23 protein-coding genes are annotated in these 25,351 nt (G+C 65.1%); 14 read left to right on the top strand and 9 right to left on the bottom strand.

Annotation, left to right across the window (positions count from 1 at the left end; genetic code table 11):
* Nucleotides 1-84 precede the first annotated feature (84 nt).
* Nucleotides 85-714 (top strand): NUDIX hydrolase, encoded by a 630-nt coding sequence (locus tag ACVILL_RS17255; protein ID WP_456730144.1) that lies wholly within the window; start codon nt 85-87, stop codon nt 712-714.
* Between the two features lie 365 nt (nt 715-1,079).
* A complete protein-coding gene (locus ACVILL_RS17260) occupies nt 1,080-2,276 on the top strand; it encodes a hypothetical protein (RefSeq protein WP_456730145.1) in 1,197 nt (398 codons plus the stop codon).
* A gap of 134 nt (nt 2,277-2,410) precedes the next feature.
* Here the strand turns inward: ACVILL_RS17260 and ACVILL_RS17265 are convergent, their stop codons facing one another.
* A complete protein-coding gene (locus ACVILL_RS17265; protein WP_456730146.1) occupies nt 2,411-2,710 on the bottom strand; it encodes a hypothetical protein in 300 nt (99 codons plus the stop codon).
* Between the two features lie 204 nt (nt 2,711-2,914).
* On the opposite strand from ACVILL_RS17265, the gene ACVILL_RS17270 reads away from it, so the two are divergent.
* Both ACVILL_RS17270 and ACVILL_RS17275 read left to right on the top strand, forming a co-directional pair.
* A complete protein-coding gene (locus tag ACVILL_RS17270; protein WP_456730147.1) occupies nt 2,915-3,394 on the top strand; it encodes a hypothetical protein in 480 nt (159 codons plus the stop codon).
* Between the two features lie 19 nt (nt 3,395-3,413).
* Nucleotides 3,414-4,316 (top strand): HpcH/HpaI aldolase/citrate lyase family protein, encoded by a 903-nt coding sequence (locus tag ACVILL_RS17275; protein WP_456730148.1) that lies wholly within the window; start codon nt 3,414-3,416, stop codon nt 4,314-4,316.
* A gap of 15 nt (nt 4,317-4,331) precedes the next feature.
* Here the strand turns inward: ACVILL_RS17275 and ACVILL_RS17280 are convergent, their stop codons facing one another.
* Both ACVILL_RS17280 and ACVILL_RS17285 read right to left on the bottom strand, forming a co-directional pair.
* Nucleotides 4,332-5,546: an EAL domain-containing response regulator gene (locus ACVILL_RS17280; RefSeq protein WP_456730149.1), complete on the bottom strand. Its 1,215-nt coding sequence runs from the start codon at nt 5,544-5,546 to the stop codon at nt 4,332-4,334.
* A 363-nt stretch (nt 5,547-5,909) separates the two neighbouring features.
* A complete protein-coding gene (locus ACVILL_RS17285) occupies nt 5,910-7,199 on the bottom strand; it encodes an MFS transporter (protein ID WP_456730150.1) in 1,290 nt (429 codons plus the stop codon).
* 147 nt (nt 7,200-7,346) lie between these two features.
* On the opposite strand from ACVILL_RS17285, the gene ACVILL_RS17290 reads away from it, so the two are divergent.
* From ACVILL_RS17290 to ACVILL_RS17305, 4 genes are all read left to right on the top strand, one after another.
* Nucleotides 7,347-8,294: a TAXI family TRAP transporter solute-binding subunit gene (locus tag ACVILL_RS17290; RefSeq protein WP_456730151.1), complete on the top strand. Its 948-nt coding sequence runs from the start codon at nt 7,347-7,349 to the stop codon at nt 8,292-8,294.
* A gap of 171 nt (nt 8,295-8,465) precedes the next feature.
* A complete protein-coding gene (locus tag ACVILL_RS17295) occupies nt 8,466-10,574 on the top strand; it encodes a TRAP transporter permease (protein WP_456730152.1) in 2,109 nt (702 codons plus the stop codon).
* The gene (locus ACVILL_RS17300) at nt 10,535-10,948 is read left to right on the top strand and encodes a DUF1850 domain-containing protein (RefSeq protein ID WP_456730153.1); all 414 of its coding nucleotides are present in this window, start codon (nt 10,535-10,537) and stop codon (nt 10,946-10,948) included. The genes ACVILL_RS17295 and ACVILL_RS17300 overlap by 40 nt, the downstream gene beginning before the upstream one ends.
* A 117-nt stretch (nt 10,949-11,065) precedes the next feature.
* On the top strand, nt 11,066-11,872 hold the full coding sequence (locus ACVILL_RS17305) for an SDR family NAD(P)-dependent oxidoreductase (protein WP_456730154.1): 807 nt from the start codon (nt 11,066-11,068) through the stop codon (nt 11,870-11,872).
* Nucleotides 11,873-11,878: 6 nt separating this feature from the next.
* Here the strand turns inward: ACVILL_RS17305 and ACVILL_RS17310 are convergent, their stop codons facing one another.
* Nucleotides 11,879-13,423 carry a cation:proton antiporter gene (locus tag ACVILL_RS17310; protein WP_456730155.1) on the bottom strand — a complete coding sequence of 515 codons (1,545 nt, stop codon included), beginning with the start codon at nt 13,421-13,423 and terminating at the stop codon, nt 11,879-11,881.
* A 140-nt stretch (nt 13,424-13,563) separates the two neighbouring features.
* On the opposite strand from ACVILL_RS17310, the gene ACVILL_RS17315 reads away from it, so the two are divergent.
* From ACVILL_RS17315 to ACVILL_RS17325, 3 genes are all read left to right on the top strand, one after another.
* Nucleotides 13,564-14,334, top strand: a complete 771-nt coding sequence (locus tag ACVILL_RS17315) for a hypothetical protein (protein WP_456730156.1) — start codon at nt 13,564-13,566, stop codon at nt 14,332-14,334.
* Between the two features lie 109 nt (nt 14,335-14,443).
* Entirely contained in the window at nt 14,444-16,351 is a 1,908-nt protein-coding gene (locus tag ACVILL_RS17320) for a propionyl-CoA synthetase (RefSeq protein WP_456730157.1), read from the top strand.
* 365 nt (nt 16,352-16,716) lie between these two features.
* Complete coding sequence (locus tag ACVILL_RS17325) at nt 16,717-16,989, top strand: hypothetical protein (protein ID WP_456730158.1); 273 nt, start codon at nt 16,717-16,719, stop codon at nt 16,987-16,989.
* Between the two features lie 111 nt (nt 16,990-17,100).
* Here ACVILL_RS17325 and ACVILL_RS17330 read toward each other — a convergent pair whose 3' ends face one another.
* Nucleotides 17,101-17,799 carry a DUF1013 domain-containing protein gene (locus ACVILL_RS17330; protein ID WP_456730159.1) on the bottom strand — a complete coding sequence of 233 codons (699 nt, stop codon included), beginning with the start codon at nt 17,797-17,799 and terminating at the stop codon, nt 17,101-17,103.
* A 252-nt stretch (nt 17,800-18,051) separates the two neighbouring features.
* Here ACVILL_RS17330 and ispH point away from each other — a divergent pair, with 252 nt between their 5' ends.
* The 3 genes from ispH to rnhA are packed head-to-tail and all read left to right on the top strand — an operon-like array spanning nt 18,052 to nt 20,461.
* On the top strand, nt 18,052-19,026 hold the full coding sequence (ispH, locus tag ACVILL_RS17335) for a 4-hydroxy-3-methylbut-2-enyl diphosphate reductase (RefSeq protein WP_456730160.1): 975 nt from the start codon (nt 18,052-18,054) through the stop codon (nt 19,024-19,026).
* 5 nt (nt 19,027-19,031) lie between these two features.
* Nucleotides 19,032-20,012, top strand: a complete 981-nt coding sequence (locus ACVILL_RS17340; RefSeq protein WP_456730161.1) for a homoserine kinase — start codon at nt 19,032-19,034, stop codon at nt 20,010-20,012.
* Nucleotides 20,000-20,461 carry a ribonuclease HI gene (gene rnhA, locus ACVILL_RS17345; RefSeq protein ID WP_456730162.1) on the top strand — a complete coding sequence of 154 codons (462 nt, stop codon included), beginning with the start codon at nt 20,000-20,002 and terminating at the stop codon, nt 20,459-20,461. Before ACVILL_RS17340 ends, rnhA begins: the two co-directional genes overlap by 13 nt.
* A 281-nt stretch (nt 20,462-20,742) precedes the next feature.
* On the opposite strand, the gene ACVILL_RS17350 is transcribed toward rnhA, so the two are convergent.
* The 4 genes from ACVILL_RS17350 to ACVILL_RS17365 form a co-directional block, all read right to left on the bottom strand.
* Entirely contained in the window at nt 20,743-21,228 is a 486-nt protein-coding gene (locus ACVILL_RS17350; RefSeq protein WP_018269652.1) for a peroxiredoxin, read from the bottom strand.
* A 108-nt stretch (nt 21,229-21,336) separates the two neighbouring features.
* Nucleotides 21,337-21,894 carry a DUF924 family protein gene (locus ACVILL_RS17355; protein ID WP_456730163.1) on the bottom strand — a complete coding sequence of 186 codons (558 nt, stop codon included), beginning with the start codon at nt 21,892-21,894 and terminating at the stop codon, nt 21,337-21,339.
* A gap of 26 nt (nt 21,895-21,920) precedes the next feature.
* Complete coding sequence (locus ACVILL_RS17360; RefSeq protein ID WP_456730164.1) at nt 21,921-23,603, bottom strand: long-chain-fatty-acid--CoA ligase; 1,683 nt, start codon at nt 23,601-23,603, stop codon at nt 21,921-21,923.
* A 178-nt stretch (nt 23,604-23,781) separates the two neighbouring features.
* A complete protein-coding gene (locus tag ACVILL_RS17365; RefSeq protein ID WP_456730165.1) occupies nt 23,782-25,236 on the bottom strand; it encodes a D-alanyl-D-alanine carboxypeptidase family protein in 1,455 nt (484 codons plus the stop codon).
* Nucleotides 25,237-25,351: the final 115 nt, after the last annotated feature.

Here is a 25,351-nt window from a genome sequence, read left to right on the forward strand (position 1 = left end):
ATCCGTTGCTTGGCTATGATTGATCGCAGGAGGCATGTGGTAGCAGTCATTTCATCAAACGCTGTTGTGTTGTAGTCAAGATCAATGGCCCGCACATTTGACGATGCCACCCGGCGGAATATCGCAGAGCTCTGTGCCGCGTTCGCGCGCCTGGCGCCGGCCGATGCGGCACCGACGCTGAAGCGCGCGGCGGTCGCGATCGCGCTGACCGAAGCCGATGACGGCGATGGCACGGCGTTCCTGCTGACCCGCCGCAGCGCGCGCCTGCGTGCCCACAGCGCGCAATGGGCGCTGCCGGGCGGACGCTGCGATGCCGGCGAGACGCAGGCTGGGGCTGCATTGCGCGAACTGCACGAGGAACTGGGGCTTGCACTGTCGGAACGCGACGTGCTCGGCATGCTCGACGACTATCCGACACGCTCCGGCTATCTGATCACGCCGGTCGTGGTCTGGGCCGGTGCGAATGCGGCCATCGTGCCGAACCCGGACGAGGTTGCGTCCGTCCATCGCATCGGCCTCGATGCGATCGAGCCCGACGATGTGTTCACCTTCGTCACGATCCCGGAGAGCACGCGGCGCGTGGTCCGCTTCCGGCTCGGCGGGCAGCACATCCATGCGCCGACCGCCGCGCTGATCTATCAATTCCGCGAAGTGCTGGCCGGGCGCGCCACGCGCGTCGCCGATCTGGAGCAGCCCGTGTTCGCATGGAAGTAGCAGCGACGATGTGATCCGTGATGCAGGCTGCGGTCGTTCATCTTCATTGCGTTGCCTTGCGCAACAGGCGGATGCGCTGCCGCCTCGGGTTCCGAAGGCGCCCGCGAGACATTGTCATAGCAGGTGAGGCGTGAACGCGTATCCGGGAACGAGCCGCAATCCGGGCGCTCGGCGCGCGCAGTGGTCGCAAGCGTCAGCGCGCAGGCGGCAATCAACCAGAGTGCCATTCTCATAGCAATCTCCACGGCTTCGCTTGTGAAAACACCGCATTGTGGCGAATATTCTGCACCTGATCGCGGCATCCGGTCGCCGATATCAGAACAATTCCGGGCTGACTTCGCGGCGGCGCTTGCTACAAGGAGCCGATGCGCCCGCAATTGATTCGCCTGTGTCCCGGATTTGTCGCACTCGCGCTCGCCGCCAGCGCGCCGTCCGTATTGGCCGGCGAGGCCAGCGCGTTGCCGCCGTCCGTCGCCAATGCGATGGCGCAGGCATCGCCGCAGGCGATCATGGAGTATCGCCGCAAGCTGCAGGAATACGAGGAGGCGCGCGCCGCCTTCGAGCAGGATGCCGGCGCCTATTGGAACGCGATCGCCGACAAGCGGCGCGGCCGCAACGCCAAGCGCCGCGACCGCGTGCAGATCACGCTCGACGATTACGTGCTGCAGCAGCCGCCGGTCTATGAAGGCCCGAAGCGGCCGGTCAATCCGGCGCCCGAAGAGGAGGGCGGCAAGCCGCCGCGTCCGCCGAAGACCATTCCGGTGGTCTCGGATCTGGTCCGGGCGGCCGCCGAACATTTCCAGTTCGCGCCGCAGCGGCCGTCGAACGAGGTCGAGTTCAAGCGCGCCTATGCCCGCTACGCGCGTGCGGCCGGGCTGACGCCGGAGCAGGCGGTGCGGGTCTATTCGTTCGAGACCGGCGGCACCGGCAATTACGACGTGCAGGCGGGCATCGAGCATGGCGGCAAGCGCGCCATCTCCACCGCGATGGGCTACAACCAGCTGCTCACCACCAACACCGTCGAGCTATTGGCCGAGCAGGGCCATGAGTTCGTGCGGGATCTGACGGAGCGGGTTGCCCGGACGCAGGGGCCGGCGCGCAAGGCGATGGAGCACAAGCTCGCGGTGCTGAAGAAGATGGTCGCGTTCACGCGCACCGTGCCCGACGACTGGTCGGCGCATCAGCGCCTCGCCGATACGCCGCAGGGCTGGGCGTGTCACGCCATGGTGCTCGACATCGATGTCGGCCCGATGCTGCAGACCCACAAGCTCCTGACCTCGGTGCTGTTCGCGCGCGCCAAGGGCTACAACCGGCCGCTGACCGCGGCCGAGCTCGAGATGATGAATTTGACCGGCGACGGCACCGGGCTCGACATGGTGACCATGCCGCAGGCGATGCGCGAGCAGGTGCCGACCGCGAACTTCTTCCAGCGCTCGGGCTATGAGCGCAACCCGGTCGCGATCCGCCACAACACCGTGGCGAGGCTGCTTGCCGTCACCAATGAGCGGATGGATTTCAACAGCAGCAAGCCCGGCGCCAAGGAATTGGCCGCGGCGTTCTGACGCCCGCCGGAAACGTCAGGGGCTTTCCGGTTCTGATTGAATCAGAACCGGAGCCCTGGACTGTTCTTTTGACGGACTCTTCCTTTGACGCGTTTTCTTCACGCGAACCGGCGTCCACTTCGCTCGAAAACGCTCTAATTCGAGCCGAACATGAACTTGCCGTCGCTCTCGAGATAGGGGCCGGAGCGCATGTAGAGCTGGCCGTTGTGGCCGATGAAGAACAGCGTCCCCTTCGGCACCTTCTTGGCACCCTTCAGCAGCGTGCCGGCATTGTTGGTGCCCATCTTGTAGGACCAGGTCTTGCCCTCCTTGTCATAGGCGTAGCCCATGTCGGACTTCAGCTCCCAGGGCGCAGCCTCCTGCGCGAATGCGCATGTCGTCATCGCAGCAAGCGTCGCGGTCGCAAAAAAGGTCTTGGTCAAAAAATGCGTCATGATCCACCTCCGGCCGAAAAACGGCGTCGTCCCCACCGTTCTGAACAAATCACGAACGATATTCGCGCGTCAATACGACAATCGGCGCGGCCACTCACGGAGATCGGCGACTTTGTGATTTCCCGCATCAAGCTTGGCGACTATCTTCGCGTTACCGTTTACAAACGCTTTGATTGCCGGAAACACTACCTTGGGATGATCAGGATGGGCCACGTCATGAAGATCGGTATCGGTGTCGCTCTGTCGTTCGTGGCGCTGGCGTCAGTCGCGCAGGCGGATGAGTTCAAGCTCTCCAACAACCAGCGGATCTCCTGCAGCCGCGGCCTGTCGGCCGGCAAGCTCAACACTGCGACCTGCAAGTCCTACGCCTATCTGTTCAACGCCAAGACCTCGGAATACTTCCGCTGCCAGGTCTCGCTGGCGCTGACGCGAGACAACAAGGAGGTCATCAACGTCCAGGCCGACGGCGGCTGCACCAAGAAGCCGCGCATCTTCGAGACCGACGGCAATTACACGTTCGACGCCACCGAGACCGAGCCGCCGAACACCAATTCGTTCTTCGGTCCCGGCGGCTATGCGATCTGGGCGAACGACATCAACACCCAGAAGATCCGCGGCTGCATCACCATCTCGTCCGGCCTCGGCTCCGACATCTCGAAATGCCTCGACATGACGTTTCAGTGACGCCGGCGCAGATAGCGTGATGCGCAAGCTGCGCCCGGCCCCGCTGTGCCGCTCCTGGCTGTTTCTCGAAGGCGCCAATGAACAGGTGCTGCAGCACGCGGCGGCCAGCGGCGCCGACGTGCTGATCCACGAGCTCGAGGACTTCACCCCGCTGCCGCTGCGCCCGAAGGCGCGGGCACTGGCGGCCGATCTCTACGCGTATTGGCGCGACCAGGGCGTGATGGTCGCGGTCCGCGTCAATCCGCTCGACCAGGACGGCATGGACGATCTCGCCGCCGTGATGCAGGGACGTCCGGATATCGTCGCGCTGCCGAAGGTCGCCGAGCCGCATCACGTCATCGGGCTCGACGAGGCGGTGACGCGGTTCGAGCGCGACTATGGCATCCCCGAGGGCTCCACGTCGCTGCTGCCGAACATCGAGTTCGCGCGCGGCCTGGTGCAGACCGGGGCGATCGCGGCGGCGAGCCCGCGCACCGTCGGCTGCCTGATGGCCTCAGAGGATCTCGCCGCCGATCTTGGTGCCGAGCGCGGCAGCGACGGCCTGGAACTCGCCTATGCGCGGCAGCGCTTCATCGTCGAATGTCGTGCCGCTGATATCGTCGCGGTCGATTGTCCTTACACCTGGAGCGATGCCGCGGGTGTCGAACGCGACACGATCTGGGCGCGGCGGCTGGGTTACACGGCAAAGAGCCTGGTCGATCCAGCGCATGCCGCCATCGTCAACGGCGTCCTCACGCCGAGCGAGGATGAGTTGCGCCGGGCAGGCAGGATCGTCGCGGCCTTCGAAGCGGCGCGGACGCAGGGCCTTGGGCGCGTCGAACTGGACGGCTCGCTGCTGGAAGTCCCGACTTATTCCAACGCAAAACGGCTGATCGCGCGCGGCGAGGCGCTGCGCGCGATCGATCGTGACGCTCGGGTCTGACGCGAGGCCGCGGGCTCAGGACGCCGGCTCTTTCTCCGAGAAGTGCATGCGCGAGCGGGCGAACTTCTTGATGCCTATCGGCTTGCCGAACAAATAGCCCTGGACCTGATCGAAATCCATCTCGTGCGCGGCGAGGAAGTCAGCACGCGTCTCGACCCCCTGGGCCACGACCTGCGCGCCGGCATCGTGGGCGAGCTCGATGACGCGCCGGCACACCGTCTGCTTCAGGCGCTGATCCGCGCAGCCGGTGACGTATTGATGGTCGACCTTGAGCTGGACGAACGGAAAGTTCGGCAGTCCCATCAAGGATGGCCAGTTGGCGCCGACATTGTCGATCGAGATGCCGATATTGTGCAGGCGGACGCGCCTCGCGACATCGATCGCCAGATCCAGGTTGTCGATCACCTCGGTGCTGTCGATCTCGATCAGCAGGCCGGCGAAGGCCGCATGGTCAGGAATCCGGTAGCACAGCTCGCGCACCGCATCGTCGTCGGCGAGGAAGGAGATCGGCAGGTTGATCGAGAGATTGACCGGCCCGGTCTGTTCGAGGAGATAGCGCCAGTCCTCGATCGCGCGCGCGATCACGAACTCGGACAACGCATGAAAATGCGGATCGCTCTCGTCGGGGATGAAGTAGGCCGGCGGCACGACGCCCCAGGCCGGATGACGCATCCGGATCAGCGCCTCGGCGCCGCTCGGGACCAGCGTCCGGAGATGAATTTTCTGCTGATACCACAGCTCCAGCCAGCCGGCCTTCAGCGCTTCGGGCACGTCAACCGCCGGGCTCGGTGCGGGTTCGAGCGGCATCAGTGACGCAAGACTGTCACGAAGGGTCCCGGCGCTGAACGGCGTCGACAGCGCCGGCAGCATGGCGATGCCGTACTCATCGCCGATCTGCCGGACCGCCTTCACGATGATCGAATCCGGCTGCCCGATGACGAGGACCTTGCCGCCATAGTCCTTTCTCACCAAAGTCTCGAGAATTTTACTGACTTCGATGCCGTCGACGGACACGCCGAGCACCAGAAGGTCAGGGCGTTCCGCGTCCAAAACGGTGTCGAGTTCCAATGCCTGGCTGCATTCACTGGTGATGAAGCCGAGGTCTTCCAGGGCCTCCGCGAGGAAGGTCCGAAGGTGTTTTTTGCTGTCCGCAATGCATGCGCGCGGGGTCAGCTTGCGATGTCCGAACCATCCGGCTCGTGGGTGTGCGATGTGACTGATGTGATTCATGCCCCGCCTTGTCCGTAGTTACCCCGGCTTGACTCGTACATCCTAGAGCGGCGGCAATCATGGAAATTTCTGGTTCATACATTGATTGGCTCGCTAACCTTAAAGGATTCAATTCGAATCAAATGATGATGGAATCGCTGCGTCTCGCCGCAGTCACACGTGCAACAAATGCGTCATATGACGTTCATGAGCACGATTGCGCGCGACTTTGAACGCGCATCGAAACATTGCGCGCGTGTGTCATCGAGAGACGGCGTTAATGACTGTGTTGTCGCGTCGATGCAGACGAGGAACTGCATCATTGTCGGACATCGGATCGCTTCACGCGCGGTGATCCGCGGAGCGGCGACGGCGAATCATCGATCAGCCGCTGTGCGATGCGAAGGCAGTTGCGCGTGACGTTGTCGGTGTCGTTCGCAACGTCTCCGGCATCAACGCGCAGTAGCCGATCAGCCCGGCACCAGCGACGGCTGCAAGGAACAGAAATGCGGCGCTGTAACCGGCGTGCACGATAATGAAGCCGGCGACTGCCGTGCTCAGCGCGCCGCCGATGCCGGTCGCAGTGGCGATCGCGCCCTGGCTGATGTTGAAATGCCCGGTACCGTGCGTGAGATCGGCGACCACGAGCGGGAACAGCGCGCCGAAGATCCCGGCGCCGATGCCGTCGAGCAGTTGCACCGACACCAGCCAGTATGGATTGTCCGACAACGGATAGAGCGCGCCGCGAAGCGCCAGCACCGCGAGCGCGGTCGCGAAGATCGGCTTGCGGCCCCAGACGTCGGCCTTGCGTCCGACCAGCATCGCAACCGGCACCATCACGATCTGCGCCGCAATGATGCAGACCGACATCAGCGATGTCCCGAGGTTGCGGTTGACCAGCGCGAGCTTCTGCCCGACCAGCGGCAGCATCGCCGCGTTGGCAAAATGAAAGATCACGGTCGAGACCGCAAAGATCAGCAGCGGCTTGCAGGTCAGCAGCACGCGAAAGCCGGATGGCCGGTCATGCGGCGTGCCATGCCCGTCCGCGATGTCGTCGAGCCCGCGCGCGACCTGGTGATCGATGGCGGCTGACGGGATCGACAACGTCGCGGCGATGCTGGCGAGCGCCATCGCCGCGAGCAGCCAGAACACGACGATGGGGCCGAACCAGTAGGCGGTGCCGCCGGCGATCGCTGCGGCTACCGCGTTGCCGGCGTGATTGAACGCCTCGTTGCGGCCGGTCCGCGCCGCGAATGCCCTGGGCCCGACGATGCCTAGCGTCACCGCGGCGATCGCCGGCGCGAACACCGAGCCGCTGGCGGCGGCAAGCGCCTGGGTCGCGGCGACCAGCGGGAAACTGTCGAGCAGCGGCAACAGCAAGCAGGCGGCGGTCACGGCAATGGCGGCTGATATCATCAGGGCGCGCTTGGCGCGGCTGCGGTCGATCAGGGCGCCGGCCGGTGTCTGGGCGACGATCCCGGCGATCGCCGCGATCGACATCACCGACCCGATCGAGGCCTCGTCCCACCTCCGTTCGGTCAGCAGGTAGATCGCGAGGTAAGGGCCGAGCCCGTCCCGCACGTCGGCGAGGAAGAAGTTCAACGCATCAAGCGCGCGCTCAACGGTCGTCGTTCCGGACGGCTGCAAGTCATACCTCGCGGCGAGAATGCGCATCTCAACCCGCCTGCCCGCACAGAGTTCCCGCGCAGGTAAATTGGTGCTGCCATCAGGGATTTAGCCTGCGCATGCGTCATTTGGATGGGTTGACCCGGTGGAGGTGTCCGGCCAATTTCCGCCCCGGCTTAGGGGAGAATAATGCTCATGAATTCAAGGTTGATGGCCGCTGCGATCGTGGCGGCCAGTGTTTTGTCCGCGCCTGTCGCACAGGCCGAGCAGTTCATTAACGTGCTCACCGGCGGCACCTCGGGCGTCTACTACCCGCTCGGCGTCGCGATGGGGAAGATCTACGGCGACAAGATTCCTGGTGTGAAGACCCAGGTGCAGGCGACCAAGGCCTCGGTCGAGAACCTGGTGCTGCTGCAGCAGGGCCGCGGCGAGATCGCGTTCACGCTCGGCGATTCGCTGAAGGCGGCCTGGGAAGGCGACGCCGAGGCCGGCTTCAAGGCCAAGCTCGACAAGCTGCGCACCATCGGCGCGATCTATCCGAACTACATCCAGATCGTCGCGACGGCCGAAAGCGGCATCAAGACGCTGGCAGATCTCAAGGGCAAGAGCCTGTCGGTCGGCGCGCCGAAGTCCGGCACCGAGCTCAACTCGCGCGCGATCCTCGCGGCCGCCGGCATGAGCTACAAGGATCTCGGCAAGGTCGAGTATCTGCCGTTCGCCGAATCGGTCGACCTGATGAAGAACCGTCAGCTCAACGCCACGCTGCAATCCGCCGGCCTCGGCGTCGCCTCGCTCAAGGACCTCTCGACCTCGAGCGAGATCACCGTGGTTGCCGTGCCGAAGGAGACCGTCGACAAGATCGGTCCGCCCTTCGTCTCCGTGGTCATCCCGGCCAACACCTATACCGGCCAGGACAAGGACGTGCCGACCGCCGCGGTCGTGAACTATCTCGTCACCTCGAGCGCAGTGTCGGACGATCTCGCCTATCAGATGACCAAGCTGGTCTACGAATCGCTGCCGGAACTCGCCAATGCCCATGCCGCGGGCAAGGAGATCAAGCTCGGGGCCGCCGCGACCGGCAGCCCGGTGCCGCTGCATCCCGGCGCGATCCGCTATTACAAGGAAAAGGGCCTGATCAAGTAGGTCGCGGGTTCAATGACGGTGTCATGGCCGGGCTTGACCCGGCCATCCATCTTTCTAAAGAATCTGATTTTCGATGGATGCGCGGGTCAAGCCCGCGCATGACGTGCAGGGGGCGGTCGGGGCACTGGACAGGTGCTATCGACGTTGCGGGCACGGCGGGGGACTATTTCAATGCAGCAGCAGGTTGCGGGCGAAGAGCCGATCAAGGTTGAATTCGACAATTTCGAGCATGGCTTTCCGGAAGGCTTCGGCCCGGGCGCCTGGGGGCATCTGGCTTACGCCATCGGTCTCGCCTTTGCGGTGTTCCAGCTCTATGTCGCGGCCTTCAACTATTTGCCGAGCCAGGTGGTGCGCGGCGTTCATGTCGGCTTCCTGATCCTCCTGACCTTCGGCCTGATCGGCAATTTCACCGCGAAATCCGATTTCGGCCGCGCGGTAAGCTGGATCGTCGGCGCTGCCGGGTTCCTCTGCGGACTTTATCAGTGGATCTTCTATGCCGATTTGATCGCCCGCGACGGTGATCCGACCAAGATGGACCTTGCGGTCGGTACGCTGCTCGCGGTCCTGATCTTCGAAGGCACGCGGCGGCTGATGGGGGCGGCGCTGCCGCTGATGTGCGGCGCCTGCCTGCTCTACTGGTTCTTCGGCCAGTATCTGCCGTCGCCGTTCAACCATCGCGGCTATGACTTCGACCAGATCGTCACCCATCTCTCGTTCGGCACCGAGGGCTTCTACGGTGTGCCGATCTACGTCTCGGCGACCTACATCTTCCTGTTCATCCTGTTCGGCTCATTCCTCGAACGTGCCGGCATGATCCAGCTGTTCACCGACGTTTCGCTCGGCCTGTTCGGGCGCACCCGCGGCGGCCCAGCGAAAGTCGCGGTGTTCGCCTCGGGCATGATGGGCACGATCTCGGGCTCCGGCGTCGCCAACGTCGTGACCGTCGGCCAGTTCACGATTCCCTTGATGATCAGGTTCGGCTACCGCCGCGCCTTCGCCGCCGGCGTCGAGGCCACCGCCTCGATGGGGGGCCAGATCATGCCGCCCGTGATGGGTGCGGTCGCCTTCATCATGGCCGAGACGCTCGGCGTGCCCTATTCGGAGATCGTCAAGGCTGCGGTGATTCCGGCGATCCTCTACTTCGCCTCCGCGTTCTGGATGGTGCATCTGGAGGCCGGCAAGCACGGCCTCGTCGGCATGAAGCGCGCGGAGATTCCGAGCGCCTGGAAGGCGCTGGTGGCGCGCTGGTACCTCGTGCTGCCGCTCGCAGCCCTGGTCTACATGCTGTTCGAGGGCTTCACGCCGCTCTATGCCGGCAGCATGGGGCTTGCGCTGACGGTCGCGTTGATCCTCGGCGCCAGCATCACGCTCGGCTTCTCCAACACCGTCGTGCGCACCATCTTCTGGATCGGCCTTGCGCTGGTTGTTGCGGCCGTGTCGCGGCACGGGCTCGAGATCGTTTCGGTGATCGGCGTCGTCGCCGCGCTCATCGTGATCGCAGCGATCACCCGTGGCGGCCGCGCCACGCTCAGGGCCTGCCGTGACTCGCTCGCCGACAGCGCCAAGTCGGCACTGACCGTCGGCATGGCCTGCGCGATCGTCGGCACTATCATCGGCATGATGACGCAGACCGGTGTCGGCACCATCTTCGGCAGCTGGATCATCGGGCTCGGCGCCAAGAGCCTGTTCCTGGCGCTGATCATGACCATGCTGCTGTCGATCCTGCTCGGCACCGGCATCCCGACGATCCCGACCTACATCATAACAGCGGCGCTGGCCGCACCGGCGCTCGCCAAGCTCGGCGTGCCGCTGATCGCAAGCCACATGTTCGCGTTCTACTACGGCATCATGGCCGACCTCTCGCCGCCGGTGGCGCTCGCGGCATTGGCGGCGGCGCCGATCGCCAAGGAGAATCCGGACAAGATCGGCTGGGAGGCGATGCGGATCGCGCTCGCCGGCTACGTCATTCCCTTCATCTTCGTCTATTCGCCGGCCTTGATGTTGCAGGGCGGCGATCCGATGCAGGCGCAGCTCGGTTTCTACGGCGCGGTGGCGCTGGCGACCTTCAAGGCGCTGGTGGCGATCGCGCTGTTCGGCATCGTTGCGATCGGCTTTCTGTTCACGCGGCTGAGCTTGATCGAGATCGCGGTCGCGTTCGGGGCGGCGCTCTGCCTGCTCGGCGATTTCCGCTTCTCGGACACGGCGGGCTTCACGCTCGCCGCAGCGGTCGTGCTGTGGCAATGGCGGCAGCGCCCGCGCGATGCGGTGGCGGCGGCTTGAGCCTCTGCCTCGCCTCCGCGGGTGTCGTGAAGGCGCTGCAGGTTGCGGCCTTCACGCTCGCCTGGACGCATTCGATCGAGAAGACCGCCTGGCAGGAAGACTGGCTGGTCGCGCCGGCCGGGCTCACGCTGCAGCAGGCGCGCATCAAAGGCACCGGCGCCGGCATGGAGCCGCCGCCGGAGGCGCGCCTCGTCGACGGCTGGTTTCAATGGTCGCCGCCGCCCGCGCCACGGGCGGAGGTCGTGCTCGGCAATTCCGGCGCGGCCGGCGAATGGCATCTGTGCCATGCGGGACGCTGCCAGACGCTATCGGAGATTTTCGGACATCCGATCGGTGCTAATGTCACGACGATGAAAGCTTGCAACGATCCGTAGATCCGTAGCCTGGATGAAGCGCCAGCGTAATCCGGGGCCAGTCTTCCCGGATTGCGCTTCGCTTCATCCGGGCTACGGATTACGTCAGGCTGCAAGAGCAACAACGGAGAACAGGCGATGGATCGGCTCAAGGGCAAGGTTGCGATGGTGGTCGGCGCGGGCTCGATCGGGCCGGGTTGGGGCAATGGCAAGGCGACCGCCGTCACCTTCGCGCGCGAGGGCGCCAGCGTGTTCTGCGTCGACCGCAACGGCGCGGCGGCCGAGGAAACGGTCAAGATCATCACCGAGGAGGGCGGCAAGGCGGCCGCGTTCACCGCCGATGTCGCGCGCGCCGGCGAGGTCGAGGCGATGGTTGCGGCCTGCCTCAAGACCTATGGCCGCATCGACGTGCTCGACAACAATGTCGGCATCGCCGAAGTCGGCAGCGTGGTCGAGGTTGCGGAAGCCGAGTGGGATCGGGTCTTCGCGGTGAACCTGAAAAGCGCCTATCTGTCGATGAAGCACGTCATTCCGGTCATGATCAAGCAGGGCGGCGGCTCGATCATCAACATCTCCTCGATCGCCTCGATCCGCCATGTCGGCATTTCCTACGTCAGCTACAACGCCAGCAAGGCGGCGATGAACCAGATGACGCGCTCGACCGCGGTCGAGTTCGCCTCGAAGCATGTCCGCGTCAACGCGATCCTGCCCGGGCTGATGAAGACGCCGATGGTGGCGCATTCGGCGGGGCTCGCGCAGAGCTACGCCAAGGGCGACGTCGAGGCGATGTGGCGGGCGCGCGACGCGCAGGTGCCGATGGGGCACATGGGCGACGCCTGGGACGTCGCCAATGCGGCGCTGTTCCTGGCGTCGGACGAATCGAAATATGTCACCGGCATCGAGCTCGTGGTTGATGGCGGCATCACTTCCAAGTCGGGTGCGTGAGCTGGACTACGCCTCGACGCTGAGCTCGGCGCGGTCGAGTTCTTCCTCGACCAGATGGAAGGCATCGTCGCCGATCGTCTCGGTACGGCGCAGATTGAGCAGGGCCTGACGCGCGGCCGCGATGGCGCGGCGGCGCAACGGATCAGATGGAAGCTCGCGCGAGGTCAGGCCGCCATCCGGGTCATTCTCGGCGCGCAGCAGCACGGCGCGGTATTCGAGCCGGAGGATCTCGGCTTCCTCGGACGGGTCCGAGTCGATCGCATCGAGCGCGGCGCGAAACACAACGCCGCGGGCACGGGCCGCCTCGCGCCCGACCGGATCGTCGTCATCGAAATTCAACGCCAGGATCAGCGGCCGCAAGGTCAGGCCCTGGATCACGAGCGAGCCCAGCACCACGGCAAACGCCGTGAGCAGGATCAGGTCGCGATAGGGAAACCATTCGGGCAGCGCGAACGCCGCCGCGAGCGTGACGATGCCGCGCATGCCGCACCAGGACACGATGAAGCCGCGCTTCAGGGTCGGCACGGCGTCCACCACATGGGCGGGCAGCCAGTTGCGTGCCTTCAGCAAGCGCAGCAGGGCCCCGTAGGGCATCACCCAGAGGATGCGGGCGAGGATCACGACGGCGAGGATCGCGGCGGCAAAGCTGCAATATTTCCAGCGCACCTCGGCGTCGAGCTCGGACCAGATCGGGCGCAGTTGCAGGCCGATCAGCATGAAGGCGAGCACGTTGAGCACGAGGACCACGGTTTCCCATACCGCATAGGACGACACGCGCAGCCGCGCCGAGGTGCGGGCCGGCGCGGTGCGGGCGATGGTGATCGCATAGGCGATGATGGTGAGGATACCGGACAGCCCGAGATGCTCGGCGACGATCCACACCATGAAGGTGCCGCCGAATTGCGTGATGATCGCGCTCGGCGCCTCGGTGATGCGGCGGGTGACCATCATCCAGACCTGCGCGAACAGATAGCCTGCGGCGAGGCTGCCGAGCAGCGCGACCGCAATCGACGGCACGAATTCGCGGATCTTCATGTGCTCGGCGGCGACGAGGCCGACCGCGACGCGATAGATCAACAGCGCGGAAGCATCGTTGAGCAGGCTTTCGCCTTCGAGGATCTTCTGGATCCGGTAGGGCAGGCTGACCTGGCGCAGGATCGCGGTGGCGGCGGCAGCGTCGGGCGGTGCCACGATGGCGCCGAGTGCGATCGCGACCGCCCACGGCATGTCCGGACGCAGCCAATGCGCGACCACCGCGACCGCCGCCGTCGTGACGCCGACCGCGACCACCACCAGAGTCGAGACCGGCAGCCAGTTGTTGCGGAGATCGCGCAGCGAGGTGTCGAAGGCGGCATCGAGCAACACTGGTGCGACGAACAGCGCCAGCGCCAGTTTCGGTTCCAGCGCCCAGGTCGGAGCCCACGGCAGCAGGGTCAAAAGCACGCCGCCGAGCGCCAGAAAGGTCGGATAGGGCACCTTGAGACGTCGCGCCAGCGCCGACAGCGCCACTGACGCGAGCAACAGGCCGATGATCCATTCGAATGTCAGCAAGCGAACCCCCAAGGCTTGGCTGCAGGTGCAGCCGATCGTCGCAATTGACGTATAATCCAGCGTGTGGTTTTGCGGCAAATGGCGCTGCCGGAAATCGCAGGCCGGTGGTACTGACGCGGGATGTCTTGTCGGTGATGGGAATGCGACGCAACGCTGCAAATCTGGCTGTCGCGCTGATCTGCGCTTGCCTGTCCGTCGCACTGACGACAGGCGTCGCGCGCGCCACGGGCAGCGAGCCGGGCGAGGATGTGCGGACCAATCCCGGACCCTGCATTTCAGCGGCCGCGGCAACCGATGACGACAAGATCATCGACGTCTGCGGTGCGCTGATCGACAATGAGAAGGCGGCGCGGCCGGATCGCGTCAAGGCGTTGATGGCGCGCGCCGTGGCCTACGACCGCAAGCAGATGATCGACCGCGCGATCGCCGATTACGACACCGTGCTCAAGCTCGATCCGACGCTTGCCGATGCGCATAATGCGCGCGGCGAGCTGTGGCGCCGCAAGGGCGACCGGCCGAAGGCGATCATGGATTTCGGCGCCGCCGTCAAGCTCGATCCCAACCACGCCGCCGCCAAGGCCAACTACAAATCACTGTCGCTGGAACTGGAGCGGATCGGCGCCATGATGGCGGTCGCCGGCAAGCCGAGCTTCGATTGCCGCAAGGCACGCCGGCCGGTGGAGAAGGCGATCTGCGCCAATCCGCAGCTCGCCGATCTCGATCGCGAGATCGGGGCATCGAGCTTTCGCGCGGTGCACGAAGCACAGGACCCGCGCCAGGCGCGCGAGCTGCAGCGCGCGCAGGATCAGTTCATCGCCCGCCGCAACGCCGAATTCGGCAAGCCCGGCTACGACCTGCAAAAGGCGATGCGCGAGCGGCTGCAGCAGATCAACGGGGTCGACGGCTATTAGTGCTGCCCGACCGACCGGCCGAAGGTCCCGGTCATTTCGGCTTGAAACGGCGCCACTTCCCGTGACAATGGTCGGCAAATGACGCGCGACCGCGCGAGGGAGAAACGCGATGAACGACCAGCAGAGCCGGTATCATGAGGTGTATGCCCGCTCGCTTCGAGACCCCGAGGGCTTTTGGGCGGAAGCGGCACGCGAGATCGACTGGATCGAGCCGGCCAAGAAGATCTTCGATCCCTCGATGGGCGCCTATGGACGCTGGTTCGCGGGCGCCATGGTCAACACCTGCCACAACGCGCTGGATCGCCATGTCGCCGGCGGCCGCGCCGGCCAGGTCGCGCTGATCCACGATTCCCCGCTCACCAACACGATCACCAAATTCACCTATGCCGAGCTGCTGAAGGAAGTGCAGACGCTGGCCGCGGTGATGCAGGATTTCGGCGTGGCCAAGGGCGATCGCGTCATCCTCTATATGCCGATGGTGCCGGAAGCCGTCGTCGCGATGCTCGCCTGCGCGCGGATCGGCGCGGTGCACAGCGTGGTGTTCGGCGGCTTCGCGGCCAAGGAGCTCGCGACCCGCATCGACGACGCCAAGCCGAAGCTGATCTTCTCGGCAAGCTGCGGCATCGAGCCCGGGCGCATCGTGCAGTACAAGCCGCTGCTCGACGAGGCGATCCGCCTCGCCGGCAGCAAGCCCGAGACCTGCATCATCCTGCAGCGGCCGCAGCAGGCCTGCGAGTTCACTGCGGGCCGCGACCACGACTGGGCGACATTGCGCCGCTCTGCGTTCGACGCCGGCAAGGCGGCGCCCTGCGTGCCGGTGGCCGCGACCGATCCGCTCTACATCCTCTACACCTCGGGCACGACCGGAATCCCGAAGGGCGTGGTGCGCGACAATGGCGGGCATCTCGTCGCGCTGAAATGGTCGATGGAAAATCTCTACGGCGTGAAGCCTGGCGAGATCTGGTGGTGCGGCTCCGACATCGGCTGGGTGGTCGGCCACTCCTACATCGTCTACGGCCCGCTGATCCACGGCGCGACCACGATCATGTATGAGGGCAAGCCGGTCGGCACGCCGGATGCCGGCGCGTTCTGGCGCGTGATAAGCGAGCACAAGGCGGTTGCCTTCTTCACCGCGCCGACCGCGTTTCGCGCGATCAAGAAGGAGGACCCGGAGGGCAAGTTCATCAAGCACTATGACCTCTCGCACTTCCGCACCCTGTTCCTCGCCGGCGAGCGCGCCGATCCGCCGACCGTGGAGTGGGCGGAGCAGCAGCTCAAGGTGCCAGTGATCGACCATTGGTGGCAGACCGAGACCGGCTGGTGCATCGCCGGCAATCCGGTGGGACTCGGCATGCTGCCGGTCAAGCACGGTTCGCCGACGGTGCCGATGCCGGGTTATCAGGTCGACATCGTCGACGAGGCGGCGAAGCCGGTCGCTGCCGGCACCATGGGCTCGATCGTGATCAAGCTGCCGATGCCGCCGGCCTGCTTGCCGACGCTATGGCAGCAGGACGATCGTTTCAGGGACGCCTATCTCACGGAATTCCCCGGCTACTACAAGACCTCGGATGCCGGCTACAAGGATGCGGACGGCTATGTCTGGGTGATGGGCCGCACCGACGACATCATCAACGTCGCCGGCCACCGGCTCTCGACCGGCGGCATGGAGGAGATCCTGGCCTCGCATCCGGATGTTGCTGAATGCGCCGTGCTCGGCGTCAAGGATGCGATCAAGGGCGAGGTGCCCTGCGGCTTCCTGGTGCTGAAGGCCGGCGTGACCAAGCAGCCCGTCGAGGTCGAGAAGGAAGTCGTGGCGCTGGTGCGCGAGAAGCTCGGGCCGGTCGCCGCGTTCAAGCTCGCGATCACGGTGGCGCGGCTGCCGAAGACCCGCTCAGGCAAGATCCTGCGCGGCACCATCAAGAAGATCGCCGACGGCGAGCCCTGGACCATGCCGGCGACGATCGAGGATCCGAAGGTGCTCGACGAAATCGGCGAGGCGCTGAAAGGGAAGGCGTAGCGCGTCGTTGTTCGTGTTGCGCGCTTCCGGATAGGCCGCCCGTGTGACACCCCTCTCCCTAACCCTCCCCCGCAAGGGGGGAGGGAACCCTTCCGCCGCTGCCTCCCTCACGCAGGATGTGTTGAGCGGTGTGCAGTTGACTTTACGTCGCGTGAGGTGAGCACACTGGTCAGGCTCCCTCCCCCCTTGCGGGGGAGGGTTGGGGAGAGGGGTGGCCCCGGGCGAGATCGTCGATCAGGGCACCAACCGCGCAATCAGGCCACGCCTCATCGAAACCCATTCCGAAGCAAAACGGCCTTGATTTTGATGGATTGCCGGGTCATCCCGGCCTCCAACGTCACAGGCCACGAGATACGGACCCCCGGATGCGATCCATTTCCGCACGCGCGCCCCTCGCATTGCTGCTTGCCCTGCCGCTGCTGGCAGGCTGCCTCGAACGCGGGCGGTCGCCGATCGCGGAGAGCATGGGCGACGACGATCAGTATTGCCAGGCCGGCGGCAAGGTCGCGGTCGGCTCGCCCGAATACGTCTCGTGCCGCAGGGATCGCGACGTCCAGCGCCAGAACGCCGAAGCCCGCACCGATCGCAGGCAGCGCGATCTCGGCGAATACATGATGAACCATCCGGACGTGCACTGAGCGTCGCTGACGGCCGTCACGTCCGTCGCATGCGCCTGCAAGCAAAAACGCGGCAGGTCGCCCCGCCGCGTTTCGTTTCGTATTGCGTTGCTCGAGCTGCGCAGCCCGCGCTTACTCTTCCTCGTCGTCGGGCTTCTTGCCGCCGATCGTCTTCAGCTTGGCGAACACGGCATCGACGTTGAGATCGTCGTGGCGCTCGATCGGCTGATCGTCGAGCTCTTCCTTGCGCGTGGTCTCGGAGGCCGGCAGCAGCGTGGCGCCGCCATAGACCGTCGTGGTCGGCTTCTCCTTGGCGGCGCGCTGCACCTCGAAATCGAGCTCGATCTGCGAGCACAGGCCGAGCGTCACCGGATCCATCGGGGTCAGGGTCGAGGCGTTCCAGTGGGTGCGGTCGCGCACGCTCGCGATCGTGGTCTTGGTGGTGCCGACCAGACGCATGATCTGGGCGTCCTTCAGCTCGGGGTGGTTGCGCACCAGCCAGAGGATCGCGCTCGGCCGCTCATGACGGCGCGACACAGGGGTGTAGCGCGGGCCCTTCTTCTTGGCGGCCGACGGCAGCACCACCTTGCTCTCCTGCAGCCTGAGCCGGTAGTTCTGGTCGCGCTCGCCCCGCTCGATCTCCTCGCGGGTCAGCTGGCCGTTCGAAATCGGGTCCATGCCCTTGATGCCCTGGGCGGCGTCGCCGTCCGCAATGGCACGGACCTCGAGGGGGTGCATTTTGGTAAAATCGGCCACCTGATCGAACGTCAGGGCGGTATTGTCGACCAACCACACGGCAGTCGCCTTCGGCATCAGCGGTGCGTTGCTCATGGCAAATCTCCTTTGTGCTTCGCCCACCTCTGTCGAGGCGAAGCTGGTAGTCATCGGCGATGACGGGAATTATAGAGCCTATATAAGCCCTCAGGGGGGAATGGCGCAATGGGCCAGCAAAATCGCCTTGACAGCGCCCGAAAGCAGTCCCAAGTCCTTACTCTAACTGGCCGTTCCCCGCCCGCCGGCGAGGGGTGATTCGGTCCCGAAATTGCCCCAAGACAGTCCAAAGACAGCCCCGAGATCAGCTCGATGTCAGCGAAAAAACCCGATCTTAGAATCGTGCTTTGTTCCCCCCGCGGCTTTTGCGCCGGGGTGGTGCGAGCCATCGACACGGTCGAGCGCGCCCTCACCATTTATGGCGCCCCGGTCTATGTCCGGCACGAAATCGTCCATAACAAGTACGTGGTGGACAGCCTGAAGACCAAAGGCGCCATTTTCGTCGAGGAATTGTCCGAAATCCCCGACGAAACCAACGCGCCGGTGGTGTTTTCGGCCCATGGCGTGCCGAAATCGGTTCCGGCCGAGGCCAAATCCCGCAATTTCTTCTCGTTGGATGCGACCTGCCCGCTGGTGACCAAGGTCCATCGCGAGGCGGCGATCCATTTCAAGCGCGGCCGCGAAATCCTGCTGATCGGGCATTCCCATCACCCCGAGGTGGTCGGCACGCTCGGCCAGCTGCCGGCGGGCGCCGTGACCCTGATCGAGACCGCCGAGGACGCCAAAACCTTCGTGCCGAAGGATCCCGACAACCTTGCTTTCGTGACCCAGACCACGCTGTCGATCGACGACACCGCGGAGATCGTGGCGCTGCTCAAGGAGCGCTTCCCGAACGTCAACGGTCCGCACAAGGAAGACATCTGCTACGCCACCACCAACCGCCAGCTCGCGGTCAAGAAGGTGGCGCCGGTGGTCGACGCCCTGATCGTGGTCGGCGCGCCGAACTCGTCGAACTCGCAGCGTCTGCGCGAGGTCGCCGAGCGCGAGGGCTGCCCGATCGCCGTGCTCGCCCAGCGCGCCAGCGACATCGACTGGGGCCGCTTCGAAGGCATCAGGAGCCTCGGCATCACCGCGGGCGCATCGGCGCCTGAGGTGATCGTCGAGGAGATCATGGGCGCCTTCGCCGAGCGCTACGAACTGCACGTGGAGACGGTCTCGGCCGCGGAAGAGAACGAGTTCTTCCCGCTGCCGCGTTCGCTGCGGCCCGACGCTGCCGCGGCGGAATAAACCATATGGCGGTTTACACCGACGTTGCCGCCGAAGACCTCGCGGAATTCCTCAAAAGCTACGACATCGGCGAATTGCTCTCCTACAAGGGCATCGCCGAGGGCGTGGAGAATTCGAACTTCCTGCTGCACACCAGCCAGGGCGCCTACATCCTCACGCTCTATGAGAAGCGCGTGGCGGAGGACGACCTGCCGTATTTCCTGTCGCTGATGGCCCATCTCGCCGAGCGCGGCGTGTCGTGCCCGCAGCCGGCGCGCAACCGCAAGGGCGAGGTCACGAGCCGGCTCGCCGGCCGGCCCGCGGCGATCATCAACTTCCTCGAAGGCGTCTGGCCGCGGCGGCCGAACGTCGCGCATTGCGCAGGCGTCGGCGAGGCGCTGGCCAAGATGCATCTCGCCGGCCGCGACTTTTCGCTGGTGCGCAAGAACCCGCTGTCGGTCTCCGGCTGGCGGCCGCTGTTCGATCTTGCCGCCGCGCGGGCCGACAGCGTGCAGCCGGGCTTGCACGACTTCATCGCCCGCGAGCTCGATCATCTCGAAGCTTCGTGGCCGGCGGATCTGCCGATCGGCGTGATCCATGCCGATCTGTTTCCCGACAACGTCTTCTTTCTCGGCGACAAGCTGTCGGGCCTGATCGACTTCCCGTTCGCCTGCAACGACATCCTGGCTTACGACGTCGCGATCTGCCTCAACGCCTGGTGCTTCGAGCCGGATCATTCCTTCAACGTCACCAAGGCGCGCGCGCTGCTCAACGCCTATCGCCGCGAGCGGCCGCTGTCGGCGGCGGAAGAGGCCGCGCTGCCGTTGCTGGCGCGGGGTGCGTCGATGCGCTTCCTGCTGACGCGGCTGGTCGATTTCCTCAACGTGCCCGAAGGCGCGCTGGTGCAGCCGAAGGACCCGCTGGAATATGTCCGCAAGCTGCGCTTCCAGCAGAATGTCGCGAGCCTGCGCGACTACGGCATCACGCCGGCGGGATGCGCGGCGTGAGCGACAAGCCGCATGTGATTGTGTTCACCGATGGTGCCTGTTCCGGAAATCCCGGACCGGGCGGCTGGGGCGCGATCCTCCGGTTCGGCGACGTCGAGAAGGAATTGAAGGGCGGCGAGGCGCACACCACCAACAACCGCATGGAGCTGATGGCGGCGATCTCGGCGCTGGAAGCCCTGAAGAAGCCCTGCGTGGTCGACCTCACTACCGACAGCCAGTATGTCCGCCAGGGCATCACCGGCTGGATCCATGGCTGGAAGCGCAATGGCTGGCGCACCGCCGACAAGAAGCCGGTCAAGAATGTCGAGCTGTGGCAGCGCCTCGATGCCGCGCTGAAGCCGCATGAGGTGCGCTGGCACTGGATCAAGGGCCACGCCGGCCACGTCGAGAACGAACGCGCCGACGAACTGGCGCGAGAGGGCGTGGCGATGGCGAGGCTGAAGGGGTAGGGCGCGCCGCTTGCTGGCTGCGTAGCGTGGGTAGAGTCGCGATCCCTGCGATCGCCATGCCCAAAACTGTCATCGCCCGCGAAAGCGGGCGATCCAGTATTCCAGAGGCAGTGGTGACTGAAACGAGAGGCCGCGGCGTACTGGATCGCCCGGTCAAGCCGGGCGATGACAGCCGTTCAAGTCAGCTCGTCATTGCGAGGAGCGAAGCGACGAAGCAATCCATGCTTCAGCGCATGCGGTGAAATGGATTGCTTCGCTTTGCTCGCAATGACGGTGAGCAATCAGAGCTGTCCGAGCAGCGTGTCGCCGCCGGAGACCTCGACCTTGCCCGGGGCGGGCTCGAGGTTGAGCTTCTTCACCACGCCGTCCTCGACCAGCATCGAGTAGCGCTTGGAGCGGATGCCGAGGCCGTTGCCGGAGGCGTCGAGCTCCATGCCGATCGCCTTGGCGAAGTCGGCATTGCCGTCGGCCAGGAACACGGCCTCGTCGCGCTGGTCGGTGTCGCGCTTCCAGGCGTTCATCACGAAGGCGTCGTTGACCGAGACGATCGCGATGGTGTCGACGCCCTTGTTCTTCATGGCGTAGGCGTTGAGGAAAATGCTCGGCAGATGCATCTTGTGGCAGGTGCCGGTATAGGCGCCGGGCACGGCGAACAGGGCGACCTTCTTGCCCTTGAAAATGTCGTCGGTGGTTTTGACCTGCGGACCCTCGGCGGTCATCACGCGAAACTTGGCTTCCGGCAGCTTGTCGCCAACATTGATCGTCATCGGTGTTCTCCCTCGGTGAAGCGGACCTGTCTTAGACCCGGCGCTCTGACGGCACAATACGAGCTGATCGAGGAACGGCAATGCCGGAAGCCGGTCACCGTTCCGTCATCAGCCGGAAAACCCGCCGGCATCGAGGAAAGCCTGCTCCTCGGCCGTGGTCTGCCGGCCCAGCACGCGATTCCGGTGCGGGAAGCGGCCGAACCGGCGGATGATGTCGGCGTGTTCCTCGGCATATTTCAGGTTGTCGGGATGGCAGTCATATTGCCGGAACAGCGTCACGCAGCGCTGCTGGTCGTCGAGGTCCTCCGAATGCTCGAAAGGCAGATAGAGGAATTCGCGCAGGCGCGGGTCGGTCCGCGCATCGACGCCGCGATCGATGGCCCGGCTTGCCACCTCGCGCGCCAGCGCATCGCTTGAGAAGGTCTTGCTGTCGTCGCGAAACAGGTTTCGCGGAAACTGGTCGAGCACGATGGTCAGCGCCAGCGCGCCGTCGTCGCTCGCCTCCCATGACGACAATTCGCCGGCAGCCGCCTTCTGCCAGGTGGCGAGGAAGCGGCTGCGGATTTCGGCATCGAAGCCGTCGTCGTGCTTGTACCAGCGGTCGCGGCCGGCGTCCCGCCAAAAGGCGAGCACGTCGGCCGGCGTCGCGATGCGCGCGTCAGTCATGTCGGTCCAACGCCCGCTTGCTGTTGTCAGGCCGCGGCCTTCTTCTCGTCGCGCAGCTCGCGGCGCAGGATCTTGCCGACATTGGTCTTCGGCAGGTCGGTCCTGAACTCGATCTGCTTCGGCACCTTGTAGCCGGTGAGCTGGGTGGCGCTGAACTTGATGATGTCCTCGGCCGTGACGTTCGGGTCCTTCTTGACCACGAAGGCCTTCACCGCCTCGCCGGACTTCGCATCGGGCACGCCGATCACGGCGCATTCGAGCACGCCCGGGTGGCTCGCGATCACTTCCTCGATCTCGTTCGGATAGACGTTGAAGCCGGAGACCAGGATCATGTCCTTCTTGCGATCGACGATCTTGGTATAGCCCTTCTCGTCCATCACGCCGATGTCGCCGGTGCGGAAATAGCCGTCCGCGGTCATCACGCGCGCGGTCTCGTCGGGCCTGTTCCAGTAGCCTGCCATCACCTGGGGACCCTTGGCGCAGATTTCACCGGCCTGGCCGAGCGGCAATTCATTGCCGTCATCGTCGCGGATCGAGAGCCAGGTCGACGGCACGGGAAGGCCGATCGTTCCGGAGAACTCCTCGATCGTGGCAGGATTGCACGTCAGGGTCGGCGACGTCTCCGACAGGCCATAGCCTTCCGACAGCGAGACGCCCGTGACCTTCAGCCACTTCTCGGCGACCGGCCGTTGCGTCGCCATGCCGCCGCCATTGGCGATCTTCAGCTTGGAGAAGTCGAGCTTGTCGAATCCGGGCGTGTTCAGCAGGCCATTGTAGAGGGTGTTGACCGCCGGGAAGAAGCTGACCTGGTACTTCGCCAGTTCCTTGACGAAGCCCGCCATGTCGCGCGGATTCGGGATCAGCAGATTGGTGCCGCCGCACCGCATGCCCAGCAGATAGCAGGCGGTGAGCGCGAACACGTGATAGAGCGGCAGCGCGCAGACGATGACCATCTGTTCGACGATCGGCGGCTTCGCCAGCGCCGGCTGCAGCCAGGCGTCGTTCTGCAGCACGTTGGCCAGGATGTTGCGATGGAGCAGGGTCGCGCCCTTGGAGACGCCGGTGGTGCCGCCGGTATATTGCAGGAAGGCGACGTCATCGAGCGTCAGCGCCGGCTTGTTGAGCTTGGCGGCGCGGCCGGCCGACAGCGCCTCGTTGAAGCCGACGGCGCCCGGGATCGACCAGGCCGGCACCATCTTCTTCACCCGGCGCACCACCAGATTGACGATCACGCCCTTGAAGCCGAGCAGGTCGCCCATGCTGCCGACGACCACGTGCTTGACCGAGGTGTTGGGGAGCACCTTCTGCACGGTGGTCGCGAAGTTCTCCAGCACGATGATCGCCTCGGCGCCGGAATCCTTGAGCTGGTGCTCGAGCTCGCGCGGGGTGTAGAGCGGGTTGACGTTGACCACGGCGAAGCCGGCGCGCAACACGGCGGCGGTCGCGACCGGATATTGCAGCACGTTCGGCATCATCAGCGCGACCCGCGCGCCCTTCTGCAGGCCCTTGCGCTGCAGATAGGCGCCGAGCGACAACGACATCTCGTCGAGCTCGCGATAGGTGATCGCCTTGTCCATGCAGATGAACGCCTTGCTATCGGCGAACTTCTTGAAGCTCTCTTCCAGCAATTCGACCAGCGACGAATATTGCGTGACGTCGATATCGGCGGGCACGCCGGCTGGGTAATGCTTGAGCCAGATGCGCTCCATAATGGTCTTTCCCCTCTCTCAAATTTGGCTGAAGTCCCGGATTGTTTCCGGGTTTTCCGACCCTTGGTCGTATTATTCTTGGTCGCGGTATTTCAGGCAGTATTGAGCGATGCCGCGGCCAATGGCAAGCCGCTGCGCGCTATCGACGCATTGGGAGATTGGAGGAGCGGGGGCTCTGCTAGCCGGCGGGCTTGGCGTCGGCCTTGGGCTTGTCGACGGCCTTTGGCTTGTCAGCAGATTTGGGCTTCGCAGCCGGTTTTGCCGTAGCCACCGGCTTGCCGGCAGGTTTTGCGGCGGCCTGCTTGTCGGCGGCCGGCTTCGCAGCTGCGGCATCCGGCTTGGCGTTGGCGTGATGCACGGGCTTGGCCGCCGGCTTGTCCGACTTGTTATCCGATTTGGCGGCGCTCTTGGCGTCACCCTTCGTGTCGTCCGCCGCATCCGGTTTCTTGCCCGCAACGCGGGTGTGCTTGCCCTTGGCGCGCTTGACCGGCTGCAGCTTCTCGGTGTCGGCCTCGACCGCGGCGATCAGGGCGGCGCCGGTCTTGGTCGGACCCGTATAAACCAGGACCGGTTCGGACGCCGCCGCCGGCTGCGCCAGCATGTCGGCCGGCTTGGTCGGCACCGCGGCCTGCAGGCCGGAGGCGAAGAAGCTCACGCCACCGTCGCCATTGGTGCTGGAGCTTCCGGCGCTTGCGATGGTGTCCTCTCCGTCCTCGTCGCTGGCGGGCCGCTTGTGCTTGGGGCCGCACATCTCCTCGCGCAGGTTCGGCGGCGTGGAATCGATCGGCACTAGGTTGTCGACGGTGCCGAGCGAAGGCCGCAGCCACGCCAGCCCGTTATTGGCGAAGCCGCGGTCCAGCAGTTGCGCGGCGCGGATCGCGCGCATGCGGCCCGAGGAGGCGCCGAGCACCACGGCGATCAGCCGCTTGCCGTCACGCGTTGCCGACGCCACGAGATTGTAGCCGGAGGCGCAGATGAAGCCGGTCTTGAAGCCGTCGGCGCCGGGATAGCGGCCGATCAGCTTGTTGAAGTTCTGGGTGATCCGGCGGCCGAAGCGGATCGACGGGATGTGGACGAAATACTCGTATTCCGGCAGGTCGCGGATGATGGCGCGGGCGAGGATCGCCATGTCGCGCGCCGAAGTGATCTGGCCGTCGGCGGGCAGGCCGTTCGGGTTGACGTAGCTCGTCTGCGTCATGCCGAGCCTCTGCGCGGTCTGGTTCATCATCCCGGCAAAGCCGTCGATCGAGCCGCCGAGGCCTTCGGCCAGCACCACGGCCATGTCGTTGGCCGACTTCACCAGCATCATCTTGAGCGCGTTGTCGACCGTGACCTGGGTGCCGGGCCGGAAGCCCATCTTCGAGGGTGATTGCGACGCCGCGGTCGGCGACACCGTGAGCAGCGTGTCGAGCGAGACGCGGCCGTCCTTGACCGCCTTCAGCGTCACATAGGCCGTCATCATCTTGCTGAGCGAGGCCGGATACCACGGCATCGTCGCATTGTCGGCCTGCAGCACCTTTCCGGAATCCGCCTCGACGACCAGCAGGGCTTCGGCTCGCGCCATTTGCGGCGCAGCGATGGCGAGCATCGCGACGGCCAGAATCCATTTCAATGACGGGCGAGGAAAATGCACGAATCCGGTTCCGGTCCTTGGAGACCCGCCTTCAAAAAAGGAGGTCTTGCGATTGTGACGTACGGGTTTCAAGCGTGTCCGGCGCCGCATTGCGGCGATGCAAACCCTATACCGG

It is taken from the genome of Bradyrhizobium sp. USDA 3364, assembly GCF_054056355.1.

What these genes read in the sequence shown, in the direction of transcription:
- ACVILL_RS17255 (WP_456730144.1), top strand. Translation starts at nt 85, where the DNA reads ATGGCCCGCACATTTGACGATGCCACCCGGCGGAATATCGCAGAGCTC.
- ACVILL_RS17260 (WP_456730145.1), top strand. Translation starts at nt 1,080, where the DNA reads ATGCGCCCGCAATTGATTCGCCTGTGTCCCGGATTTGTCGCACTCGCG.
- ACVILL_RS17265 (WP_456730146.1), bottom strand. Translation starts at nt 2,710, where the DNA reads ATGACGCATTTTTTGACCAAGACCTTTTTTGCGACCGCGACGCTTGCT.
- ACVILL_RS17270 (WP_456730147.1), top strand. Translation starts at nt 2,915, where the DNA reads ATGGGCCACGTCATGAAGATCGGTATCGGTGTCGCTCTGTCGTTCGTG.
- ACVILL_RS17275 (WP_456730148.1), top strand. Translation starts at nt 3,414, where the DNA reads ATGCGCAAGCTGCGCCCGGCCCCGCTGTGCCGCTCCTGGCTGTTTCTC.
- ACVILL_RS17280 (WP_456730149.1), bottom strand. Translation starts at nt 5,546, where the DNA reads ATGAATCACATCAGTCACATCGCACACCCACGAGCCGGATGGTTCGGA.
- ACVILL_RS17285 (WP_456730150.1), bottom strand. Translation starts at nt 7,199, where the DNA reads ATGCGCATTCTCGCCGCGAGGTATGACTTGCAGCCGTCCGGAACGACG.
- ACVILL_RS17290 (WP_456730151.1), top strand. Translation starts at nt 7,347, where the DNA reads ATGAATTCAAGGTTGATGGCCGCTGCGATCGTGGCGGCCAGTGTTTTG.
- ACVILL_RS17295 (WP_456730152.1), top strand. Translation starts at nt 8,466, where the DNA reads ATGCAGCAGCAGGTTGCGGGCGAAGAGCCGATCAAGGTTGAATTCGAC.
- ACVILL_RS17300 (WP_456730153.1), top strand. Translation starts at nt 10,535, where the DNA reads ATGGCGGCAGCGCCCGCGCGATGCGGTGGCGGCGGCTTGAGCCTCTGC.
- ACVILL_RS17305 (WP_456730154.1), top strand. Translation starts at nt 11,066, where the DNA reads ATGGATCGGCTCAAGGGCAAGGTTGCGATGGTGGTCGGCGCGGGCTCG.
- ACVILL_RS17315 (WP_456730156.1), top strand. Translation starts at nt 13,564, where the DNA reads ATGCGACGCAACGCTGCAAATCTGGCTGTCGCGCTGATCTGCGCTTGC.
- ACVILL_RS17320 (WP_456730157.1), top strand. Translation starts at nt 14,444, where the DNA reads ATGAACGACCAGCAGAGCCGGTATCATGAGGTGTATGCCCGCTCGCTT.
- ACVILL_RS17325 (WP_456730158.1), top strand. Translation starts at nt 16,717, where the DNA reads ATGCGATCCATTTCCGCACGCGCGCCCCTCGCATTGCTGCTTGCCCTG.
- ACVILL_RS17330 (WP_456730159.1), bottom strand. Translation starts at nt 17,799, where the DNA reads ATGAGCAACGCACCGCTGATGCCGAAGGCGACTGCCGTGTGGTTGGTC.
- ispH (WP_456730160.1), top strand. Translation starts at nt 18,052, where the DNA reads ATGTCAGCGAAAAAACCCGATCTTAGAATCGTGCTTTGTTCCCCCCGC.
- ACVILL_RS17340 (WP_456730161.1), top strand. Translation starts at nt 19,032, where the DNA reads ATGGCGGTTTACACCGACGTTGCCGCCGAAGACCTCGCGGAATTCCTC.
- rnhA (WP_456730162.1), top strand. Translation starts at nt 20,000, where the DNA reads ATGCGCGGCGTGAGCGACAAGCCGCATGTGATTGTGTTCACCGATGGT.
- ACVILL_RS17350 (WP_018269652.1), bottom strand. Translation starts at nt 21,228, where the DNA reads ATGACGATCAATGTTGGCGACAAGCTGCCGGAAGCCAAGTTTCGCGTG.
- ACVILL_RS17355 (WP_456730163.1), bottom strand. Translation starts at nt 21,894, where the DNA reads ATGACTGACGCGCGCATCGCGACGCCGGCCGACGTGCTCGCCTTTTGG.
- ACVILL_RS17360 (WP_456730164.1), bottom strand. Translation starts at nt 23,603, where the DNA reads ATGGAGCGCATCTGGCTCAAGCATTACCCAGCCGGCGTGCCCGCCGAT.